The sequence below is a fragment of the Nonomuraea sp. B19D2 genome, from assembly GCF_040137845.1.
Taxonomy (GTDB): domain Bacteria; phylum Actinomycetota; class Actinomycetes; order Streptosporangiales; family Streptosporangiaceae; genus Nonomuraea.
In genome coordinates this window covers 284,760-295,163 of sequence record NZ_JBEFAK010000011.1, presented here as the reverse complement: position 1 = coordinate 295,163, position 10,404 = coordinate 284,760, and the positions used below count along the sequence as shown (strand labels likewise).

At 70.9% G+C, this 10,404-nt stretch carries 6 protein-coding genes; 2 read left to right on the top strand and 4 right to left on the bottom strand.

Annotation, left to right across the window (positions count from 1 at the left end; all coding sequences use genetic code 11):
- The 4 genes from ABN273_RS22565 to ABN273_RS22550 all read right to left on the bottom strand — a co-directional run.
- Window positions 1–1,742: ATP-binding protein (locus tag ABN273_RS22565; protein ID WP_349450925.1), on the bottom strand; the 1,742-nt coding region annotated here is incomplete at its 3' end.
- A 54-nt stretch (window positions 1,743–1,796) separates the two neighbouring features.
- Entirely contained in the window at window positions 1,797–2,210 is a 414-nt protein-coding gene (locus tag ABN273_RS22560) for an AMP-binding protein (protein ID WP_349450924.1), read from the bottom strand.
- Between the two features lie 148 nt (window positions 2,211–2,358).
- The gene (locus ABN273_RS22555) at window positions 2,359–4,773 is read right to left on the bottom strand and encodes a LuxR C-terminal-related transcriptional regulator (protein ID WP_349450923.1); all 2,415 of its coding nucleotides are present in this window, start codon (window positions 4,771–4,773) and stop codon (window positions 2,359–2,361) included.
- Window positions 4,774–4,825: 52 nt separating this feature from the next.
- A complete protein-coding gene (locus ABN273_RS22550; protein WP_349450922.1) occupies window positions 4,826–5,569 on the bottom strand; it encodes an AMP-binding protein in 744 nt (247 codons plus the stop codon).
- Window positions 5,570–5,790: 221 nt separating this feature from the next.
- On the opposite strand from ABN273_RS22550, the gene typA reads away from it, so the two are divergent.
- Both typA and ABN273_RS22540 read left to right on the top strand, forming a co-directional pair.
- The gene (gene typA, locus ABN273_RS22545; protein WP_349450921.1) at window positions 5,791–7,641 is read left to right on the top strand and encodes a translational GTPase TypA; all 1,851 of its coding nucleotides are present in this window, start codon (window positions 5,791–5,793) and stop codon (window positions 7,639–7,641) included.
- A gap of 185 nt (window positions 7,642–7,826) precedes the next feature.
- Window positions 7,827–10,355: a hypothetical protein gene (locus ABN273_RS22540; protein ID WP_349450920.1), complete on the top strand. Its 2,529-nt coding sequence runs from the start codon at window positions 7,827–7,829 to the stop codon at window positions 10,353–10,355.
- The last annotated feature ends 49 nt before the right edge of the window (window positions 10,356–10,404 follow it).

Below are 10,404 nucleotides of genomic sequence, written 5' to 3'. Positions count from 1 at the left end.
CCCGCCCCCTCGGCCACCGCCCCCAGGTGGGTCACCGCCCTGGCCACCGTCCAGTGGTGCCCGGCCGCGCTGGCCAGCGCGAGCGCCTCCTCGCCGTAGCGCTGGGCCTGGTGCAGCCCGCCGCTGAACAGCGCCAGGTTGAGCTGGGCGATCCTGGCCGTGGCCAGGTTGAACAGGTCGTCGTGGGCGGTGGCCGCCGCCTCCAGCTCCTCGAGGTAACGCCGTGCCTTCTCGCTCTGCCCGGTGCGGAAGAACACGGTCAGCGCCACGCCGTACGTCATGCCCAGCCAGTACGTGTACGGATGCCGCTTCTGCTCCTCGACGCTCTGCACGACGAGCTCCTCCGCGCCCGCCAGCTCGTCGGCGAGCTCCAGCCCGTACGCCAGCGCGCCCTTGGCCACCGCGACCAGGTCGGCGGGCACGCCGGACAGGTCGAGCGCGAGCAGCCGCTCGTGCCAGCCGACGCTCTCGCCCAGATCCCCGCGGGAAGCCAGCATCGCCAGCGCGACGCGGGCGAGGCGCAGCCCGAACACCGGATGGTTCCGCTCCACCGCCCAGTCCACCGCGTTCCTGGCGTCGTCGAGGAGGGCGCGGCCCTTGGTGAAGTGCGCGAACCGCTCCTGCCACGGCCTGCGGTCGAGCGAGGCCGCCTCGTGGCCGCGCTCCATCTCCTCGCAGATCACCTTCAGGTGCCTGTCCCGCAGGCGCCCGGCCTCTCCCGCCTCCTCCAGGCGCTCGGCTGCGTACTGCTTGATGGTCTCCAGCAGGCGGTAGCGGCCGGCGGCGTCGTGGAGCACCAGGGACTTGTCGACCAGCCCGCCGAGCAGGTCGAGCACGTCGACCTTGCGCACGATGCCGCCGTCGGCGCACACCCGTTCGGCCAGGCCGAGGTCGAACAGCCCGGCGAAGACCGACAGCCGGCGCAGCAGCACGCGCTCCTTGGGCAGGAGCAGCTCGTGGCTCCAGTCGACGGTGGCCAGGAGCGTGCGCTGCCTGGCGGGGGCCGTGCGGTCGCCGATGGTGAGCAGGTTGAAGCGGTCGCCCTTGCGAACGGCGATGCGGTCGGCGATGCGGCCGGGGCCCAGCAGGCTGGTGCGGGCCGCCGCCAGCTCCAGCGCGAGCGGCAGGCCGTCGAGCGCGTGGCACAGGCGTACGACGTCGTCCATGCTGCCGCTCACCCCGCGCGCGCCGGCCGCGTGTGCCCGCTCCACGAACAGCAGCACCGACTCCGCCTCGGGATGCCGCTCATCCGGCAGCTCCAGCGGCGGCACCCGCCAGATCAGCTCGCCGGGGATGTGCAGCGGCTCTCGGCTGGTGAGCAGGAACCGCAGCTCCGGGCACTCGGCGATCAGGTCGGCCACCAGCTCGGCGCAGCGGTCGACCAGGTGCTCGCAGTTGTCCAGCACGATCAGCGCGCCGGCCGTGCGCAGGCGCGTGCGCAGGCCGTCGAGCAGCCGCCCGGGCACCTCGTCGCGTACGCCGAGCACCTCGGCCAGCTCGTTGACGATCAGCGCCGGGTTGCCGATGCGGGCCAGCTCCACCAGCCACACGCCGTCGGCGAAGCGGTGCGCCTGCTGCGCCGCCACACGCAGGGCCAGGCGGGTCTTGCCGATGCCGCCGACGCCGCTCAGCGTGACCACGCGTTCTTCGTGGACCAGCGCCGCCAGCTCGGCCAGGTCGCGGGCGCGCCCGACGAAACGGTTGGGCTCGGCGGGGAGATTGTGCAGGAGTCGCGTGGTCATGTGGGGCCCAACTGGGTAGCGGGAGGATCACATCCGTGCATAGTCTCCACCGCTTCAGGACCTGGCGCGATCACTTTCCGTGCAGAGTTCGCGACTGGCTGGATATGAATGCAGGACGCCCAGGTCGGCGACGCTCATCACGATCCGCACGCGTGATTCGTCCGCCGCGTCGAGCGCCTGCGGGACGTCCGAGATCATCACGCGGGCGCCGCTCGCCCGTATGCGGTCCCTGAGGGCGCCCGCGTCGAGCTCCGCGGGCACGGGGCAGACGACTCCTCCCGCGGCGATCACCGCGGCGGCCGCCACCAGCAGGTCGCACCCGACGGGCAGGCAGATGAGCACGGTGTCACCCTCGCGTACGCCTCTGCGCCGTAGCTGGACGGTCGCGACGGCGGACCTCTCGTCCAGCTGCTCCTCGGTGAGCTTCAGGCCCGTGCCCGAGTCCACCATGACGATCCGCTCATCCATGTGGCCCACCGTAGGGAGGGGGTCTCGTGCATACATGGGGCGGAATATGCAGATCCTTATGCAGAAGCGCCGCCACTGCCCTGAGCCTTACCGAATACCCTCCGTGCGCGCCGCCTACACACCCGACGCGAGGGTGTCGTACCGGCTGTCAGGCCGGCGGGCTCGGGCGCTTGGCGGCCCACACCGCGATCTGCGCCCGGGACGTGTAGCCGAGCTTCTCCATGATGTTGGCGATGTGCCGGGCGACGGTCGCGGGACTGATCACCAGCTCCGCCGCGATGGCCCGGTTGGACAGCCCACGGGTGAGCAGGCCGGCGATCTCCTGCTCGCGGGCGGTCAGCAGCGAGTGTTTGACCGGCTCGGCCGCCACGGGCGTCTTCTGCGGCACCCGATCGCCCTCCAGCACGCGGCGGGCGGCGTCGTCGGGGCTCATCGCCCGCCCCCGCGCCCACAGCGAGGCGGTGCGTCCGTCGCCCAGCTTGGTGCGGGCCCGGCCGAGCAGCTCCTCGATCCTGATCGTGGACGACTGCTGCCCGATCGACTCGCGCAGCGTGGCCGCCGCCGCGGCGGCCAGCACGGCGCCCTCAAGATCGCCTTCGCACTCCGCCAGCACGGACAGCCCCACCAGGGAGCGGGCCACGCTCTGCCGCTGCCCGGTCTCCCTGCCGAGGGCGAGGCTGGCGTGCAGCCACTTCCGAGCGGTGGCGAACTCGCGCAGCAGCGCCGCCACCCTGCCCATCCTGGCCAGGCAGCGCGACAGATCGAGGTCGCTGCCCAGCTCGCGCAGCCATGGGACGGCCATCTCGTACTGGGCCTTGGCGGTCACCAGGTCGCCGCGGAACTCGGCCACCGCGCCGAGCTGGGTCGCGGTCCTGGCCATGATCCAGCGATGACCGTGCTCGCGGGCCCGCGCGAGCGCCTCCTCGCCGAGCCGCTGCGCCTCGCGCAGCCGGCCGCGGGTCAGGGCCACCGCCGACAGCCCGGCCAGCCCCGCCGCCTGGTTCCACGCGTCGCCCGAGCGGGTGGCCACGGCCAGGCCCTTCTCCGCGTGGTGCACCGCGTCCTCGGGCCTGCCCATGCGCAGCAGCACGACGACGATGAGGCTGTGCATGACGGAGCGGGCGTAGAAATTGCACGGCGACATCCCGGCCAGGCTCTCCTCGGCCAGCTCCAGGGCGCGGCTCAGCTCGTCCCTGGCCTCCAGCCCGTAGGCGAGATAAGCCTTGGCCTGCGCAATCTGCTCGGGCGGCACATGCGTCAGGTCGAGCGAGAGCAGCCGCTCGACCCAGGTGACGATCTCCGTGAGGTTGCCGCAGATGGGCAGCAGGCCCGTGCTGGAGGCGCACAGGCGCAGGGCGAGCTCGACGTTGCCGGACTCGGCCGCCCAGTCGAGTGCCACCCGCTGGTCGTCGACGAGGCTCTTGCTCATGGTCAGCGCCGCCAGCCGGCGCGCCCACGGCACTCCTTGCTCCACCATCTCGGTCATGAAGTGGCGCTCCTGCAGCTCGCAGAGCACGTGGAGGTGGCGCTCGCGCAGGAGCTCGCGCTCGCCGGCCTGCTGGAGGCGCTCGACCGCGTACCGCTTGATGGTCTCCAGCAGCCAGTAGCGCCTGCGGCTCTCCTCGCACAGCACCAGGGACTTGTCGACCAGCCCGCCGAGCAGATCGACGATCTCCGCCTCGGAGATGGGCTCACCGGCGCAGATCTGCTCGGCGAGGTCGAGGTCGAAGTCGCGGGGGAACACCGACAACCTGCGCAGCAGCACCTGCTCCTTCTCCGACAGCAGGTCGTAGCTCCACTCGACGGCCGCCAGCAGCGTGCGCTGCCTGGCGGGAGCGGTGCGGCCCCCGGTGGTGAGCAGCGAGAACCGGTCGTCGATGCGGTCGGCGATCTGCCCGGGACTGAGCAGGCTCGTGCGGGCCGCGGCCAGCTCCAGCGCGAGCGGAAGCCCGTCGAGCGCCTGGCACAGACGCACCACGTCGGTCAGGCTGTCGCTGCCCAGCCTGGTGCCGGCGGCCGCCGCCCGGTCCATGAAGAGCTGCACGGACTCGGCGTCGGGAGTGCCCATGTCGGGCAGGTCGAGCGGCGGCACCCGCCAGATCAGCTCGCTGGCGATGCGCAGCGGCTCCCGGCTGGTGGCCAGGATGCTCAGCCGCGGGCAGGCCGCGATCAGCGCCGCGCTCGCCTCGGCGCACCTGTCGATGAGGTGCTCGCAGTTGTCGAGGAGCAGCAGGCAGTGCAGATCGCGCAGCCGGTCGGTCACGGTGGCGAAAACCGGGCGGCCCGCCTCCTCGCACACGCCGAGCACGCGGCCGATCTCCTGATCGACCAGCTCCGGGCGGTGCACCCTGGCCAGCTCGACCAGCCAGACGCCGTCGGGGTAGGCGGGCACGAGCCGCGCGGCGACGCGCAGCGCCAGCCTGGTCTTGCCGATGCCCCCGACCCCGCACAGCGTGACCACGCGGGTCTCGCCGAACAGACCGCGCAGGTCGTCGAGATCGCGCTCGCGGCCCACGAACCGGTTGGGCTCAGCGGGAAGGTTGTGCCTGGGGGGCTCTGGCATGTGGTCACCCTGCGTCGCTGAAGGATCACACTCTCCCACAGTGTCGCACTTTTCACAGCCCAAGCGAGCTAACGATCGCCCTTTCGTCGACGACACGCAGAATGGGGTCACCGAGGAGCCGTCTGGCCAGGTCATACGGCGCGACGACCATGGTGGCCCGGCGCTCGGCGGCCAGCACGCGGCAGCCGATCAGGCTCGGCTCGTGCGCGACGACGACGTGCGCGCCCGCCGTCATCGCCAGATCGACCACCCTGAGCCCCCTGAACGGCTCACTCACCGCGCTGATCACGACGTCGTCCTTGTCGATCACCAGGCGGGAGGCGAGCTTGCGCAGGTCGCTCGCCAGCGCGTCATGGCGGAACGTCCGCACGCCGTCGACGACGATCGCGGGGCCCGCCAGCGGGCCGAACTCGAGGGTGCGCTCACCGATCAGCTCGCTGAACGGCTTCGCCCCTGGCACCGGCCGGAACGAGAAGACCTGCTCGACCTTCGCCACGGCGGAGTCGTAATGGCCCTGAGTGATCATGAAGCGGGCCGCCCCCGAGGCCGCGAGCACCGCGACCCCGCCCGCCCAGGCCACGGCGTGGACCGCGACGGGAAGCGTCGTGCCGAGCGGGACGTTGACGATGACATGGTCACCGAAGCGCAGACCCTGGCGGCGCAGGCCCGCCGCGGCACGGGTGACGCGTTTGACGAACGCGGCGTATGACAGCACCCCGCCGGTCCTGACATCGCTCACCGCCGGCTGATCCCCCCGAGTCGGCGCCGCGGCCATCACCAGCTCTGTCCACGTCATGCCGACAATCTAGGGACGCGGGCCACGATTGCCATGCGCACAATTGTGCAACCCGCTATGTACGTGAGGTTTCCCACGCGTACAGGGGTGTCCCAAGTATGTAGACCCGCATATCCTGCCTCCCGCCTCGCGCCCGCGCTGGCATCAGAGGGGATCAACTAGACTTATGTGGTCGCGACTTCGCGCGGCCGACCCCACCTCACATAGAGCGAGACGTCATCATGCCTTTGAACAGCCGCGACGACCTGCGGAACATCGCGATCATCGCGCACGTCGACCATGGCAAGACCACATTGGTCGACGCCATGCTCTGGCAGTCCGGGGCCTTCCGCGCGAACCAGGACGTCGACGACCGCGTCATGGACTCCAACGACCTCGAGCGCGAGAAGGGCATCACCATTCTCGCGAAGAACACCGCGGTCAAGCACGGTGGCATGACCATCAACATCATCGACACCCCGGGCCACGCCGACTTCGGCGGCGAGGTCGAGCGCGGCCTGTCGATGGTCGACGGCGTCGTGCTGCTGGTCGACGCCTCCGAGGGGCCGCTGCCGCAGACCCGCTTCGTGCTGCGCAAGGCGCTGACCGCGAAGATGCCGGTCATCCTCTGCATCAACAAGGTCGACCGCCCCGACGCCCGCATCAAGGAGGTCGTGGACGAGGTCTACGAGCTGTTCATGGACCTCGACGCCACCGAGGACCAGATCGACTTCCCGATCGTGTACGCCTCCGCCAAGGCGGGCCGGGCTTCCATGGAGCGCCCAGAAGACGGCGGCATGCCCGACTCGCCCGACCTTGAGCCGCTGTTCGACATCATCAAGTCGACCATCCCCGCGCCGACGTACGACCCGAGCGCGCCGCTCCAGGCCCACGTCACCAACCTCGACGCCTCCTCCTACCTCGGCCGCATCGCGCTGTGCCGGATCCACCAGGGCGTGATGCGCAAGGGCCAGCAGGTAGCCTGGTGCCGCACCGACGGCTCGATCCAGCGCGTCAAGGTGACCGAGCTGCTCATGACCGAGGCCCTGGAGCGCAAGCCGGCCGAGGAGGCGGGCCCCGGCGACATCATCGCCATCGCCGGCATCCCGGACATCATGATCGGCGAGACGCTGGCCGACCCCGACGACCCGCGCCCGCTGCCGCTGATCACGGTGGACGAGCCGGCCATCTCGATGACCATCGGCACCAACACCTCGCCCCTGGTCGGCAAGGTCAAGGGCTCGAAGGTCACCGCCCGCATGGTGAAGGACCGCCTCGAAAAGGAGCTGGTCGGCAACGTGTCGCTGCGCGTGCTGCCCACCGACCGGCCCGACGCCTGGGAGGTGCAGGGCCGCGGCGAGCTGGCGCTGGCCATCCTGGTCGAGCAGATGCGCCGCGAGGGCTACGAGCTGACCGTCGGCAAGCCGCAGGTGGTCACCAAGACCATCGACGGCAAGGTGCACGAGCCGGTCGAGCGCCTCACGGTCGACTGCCCGGAGGAATACCTCGGCGCGGTCACCCAGCTCCTGGCCGTGCGCAAGGGCCGCATGGAGCACATGACCAACCACGGCACCGGCTGGATCCGGATGGAGTTCGTGGTGCCGGCTCGTGGCCTGATCGGTTTCCGCACGGAGTTCCTCACCGAGACCCGCGGCACCGGCCTGGTGCACCACGTGTTCGACTCCTACGAGCCGTGGTTCGGCGAGCTGCGCACCCGCAACAACGGCTCCCTGGTGGCCGACAGGTCCGGCCCGGTGACCGCGTTCGCGATGCTCAACCTGCAGGAGCGCGGCACCCTGTTCGTCTCGCCGACGACCGAGGTCTACGAAGGCATGATCATCGGCGAGAACTCCCGGTCCGACGACATGGACGTGAACATCACCAAGGAGAAGAAGCTCACCAACATGCGCTCCTCCACCAGCGAGGAGACGGAGAAGGTGATCCCGCCGCGCATCCTCTCGCTCGAGCAGGCGCTGGAGTTCATCCGCGAGGACGAATGCGTGGAGATCACTCCGGAGCACGTGCGCATCCGCAAGGTCGTGCTCGACGCCGCCACACGCGGTCGCGCCGCGGCCCGCGCCAAGCGGGGCTGAGATTTTCCGGGCCTTTATTCAGCTGTCAGTACGACTGGTAAGCATCCCGGCTTCGCCACGGGCGATGCACGTGCACGCGGGTAAAGGAAAATGGCCCGGGGAAGCAGCTGTAATCACACCGTGACCCCATAACATGGAACATTCTGTCATTCCGGAGAATCATCCAAATTGTGGGAAAGCTCCGAATGGCAACCGCGTTCGGGCTGGCTCTGGTGTCGTTGGGGGCGATTGTTTGGTGCACCGTCGCAGCCAGACCGGTGGCGGGCCCCGCGGTGCCCAAGAGCACCGCGGCGCCCAATCCGTGGGTGGCGGCCGCCGCCCGCGCCGATCCGTTGGTGCGCTGGGCCCGCAAGACCGCCACCGAGGTGACGGTCACCAGGGCGACTGAGGCCGACCTGGATCCGGTGCCCGAGGGCCGCATCGACCCCCGCCAGCGGCAGGTCAAGGTGACCGTCGTGCACCGGCTGACGATGGCCCCCAAGGACCCGCTCATCGGCGCGCTCCGCCAGGGGGCCGGTTTCCCCGGCACGCTCCAGCAGGTCACCGACACCGCGTTCGGTGCGATCAAGGTGGACGGCCCGGGGCTGGCGCCCACGACGCGCCTGGCGCCCGTCCTCGACTCGGACACCTCAGGCACCACGGCCAGGTTCACGGTGACGCTGCTCCGCCAGATCAAGCGAAGCGAGCTGCTGAAGCTCGACTTCAACGCCCCCAACGAGTCCCCCTTGATCGTCACCTCGCGCTCGATCGCGGTTCAGCCCGGTGAGTGGACGGTGCTGCGGCTGGCGGGGATCACCCCGGACCGCGAGCAGGAGGCGCGGCTGGAGTTCGCCATCGGGGCGTACCCGGTGAGCATGACGCTGGCGCCGGACTCGTACGGGTTCGCCGACGTGGCCGTGGAGGACGGCTTCTCGTGGGCCACCACGCTCGGCGTGCTCACCGCCCTCGCGCTGGTCGTCTTCCTGGCGCGCTCGCTCGGGCGCGGGTGGTGGGAGCGCCTGCCCAACAGGGAACTGGTCGTCGGGCTCGGACTGGCGGCACCCACGCTGCTGATCCCGCTGGTCGCCGAGGACTGGTCGGCGGTGACGTACGTGGTCCTCTTCGTCGCGGTGCCCGCGCTCGCGCTGCGGCACGCCGGGCGGGTGCTGCCCACCAGCCCGCCCTGGAACACACGTGACCTGCTGGTCGTGACCGGGCTGGGCGTGGCGGTCGGGCTCGGCATGCTGGTCTGGTCGTGGCTGCACGGCCAGTTGTCCGGCCAGGTCCTGCTGGCCGGAGGTGCGGTGGCCGCCGTGGCGGCGGCGGGGTCCGCGGTGGCGTTCAGCGTGGATCTGGGGGTCAGGTCGGTGATCGTGCGGCTGGCCGTGTGGTCGGCCGAGGCCGCGATCGGGCTGCTCGCGCTGGCGCTGTGGCTGCGGGCCCTGCTGGCCGGGGTGTACCCGCCCGACAGCGTACGGCTGATCCTGGCGCTGGGCTGGGCCATGATCCCGGTCGCCGCCATCACCGTGGCGAGCAAGCAGTGGACGCGCGGCGCGGTGGTCGGCGCCGTGATCGTGAGCCTGCTGGTGCAGGGCTGGCCCACCGAGTGGCTGGACGCCGGGTCCTGGAGCCTGGCGGTGCCGCAGTCCGAGCCCGTGATCGGCAGCCTCGCCCTCACCCCTCTGGTGCGCGGGGTGCTGGGGTTGCTGCTGCTGGGGTTCGTGATGCTGGCGCTGCGGCTCCAGCGGCTCGGCGGGCAGCTCTCCGCGATCGACAACCCGGTCACCGAGTCGGCCATAATCGCCGTCCTGATGGTGCTGTACATCACGCCCGGCGGCAGCACGACGCTGGCCGACATCGACGTGCCGCTGCCGCTGCTCGCGATCACTTCGATCGTGGCCTGGGCGACTGCGCGCTGGCTGCTCTCGGGGCCCCGGCCTGCCCTCGCCGAGCCCTCTTCACAGGAGGAGCACCGCCGGCTCATCAGGGACGCCCTGCACAAGCGGCTGCTGCTCGTCGCGGAGCAGGAGCTGTACCGCGTCGGACGGGGCATGATCGGCTCGGGCGAGATGTCAATGGCCGACTTCGACCAGCAGCGGGACGCCCTGGAGACGGCGCTGCAGCAGCAGGGGCGGCACCCGGAGACCGCCTTCGCCACCGCCTGCGGGTGCACGCCCTGGCACAACGGCGTGCACGCCTTCACCGTGAGCCTGCTGCTGAGCCTGCCCTTCGCGATCGTGCACGGGTGGCCTGAGGGGGTGGACCTGACCAGCTTCATCTTCGACGGGCGCTACCTGATCACGCTGCCTGCCTTCGGCTTCCTGTTCGGCTACTTCTACCCGCGCGTGCGCGGCACCCAGCCGATGACCAAGGCCCTGCACCTCACCGCGGCGGCGCTGCTGACCGAGTTGTCGGGCTATCTCTCGACGGTGGTGGAGCCGGACATCGGGGCCTTCGACAAGGCGCAGGTCGTGGGGATCGTGGTGGGGCAGGTGACGGTGGTCTGCATCGGGCTCGGGCTGTTCTGGGAGTGGCGCATCATGCACCTGGCCGGGGAGCCGTGGGCCCGGGTCCGCAATCTGCGCAGCATCCGCAGCCTGGCGGCGCCGACGCTGGCCATCGTCCTGGCGGCGGGCACGACGGCGGCGACCTCGGCGGCGGGCCAAACCGTGGACCGCATCCTCAAGGGCGACCAGGTCACCACCACGGCCCCAGTCAACACCGGCGGTCCGTGACACACCCGGCCACGCCTCACCGGCCCGGCGCCCGTTGGCGTGGCCACGC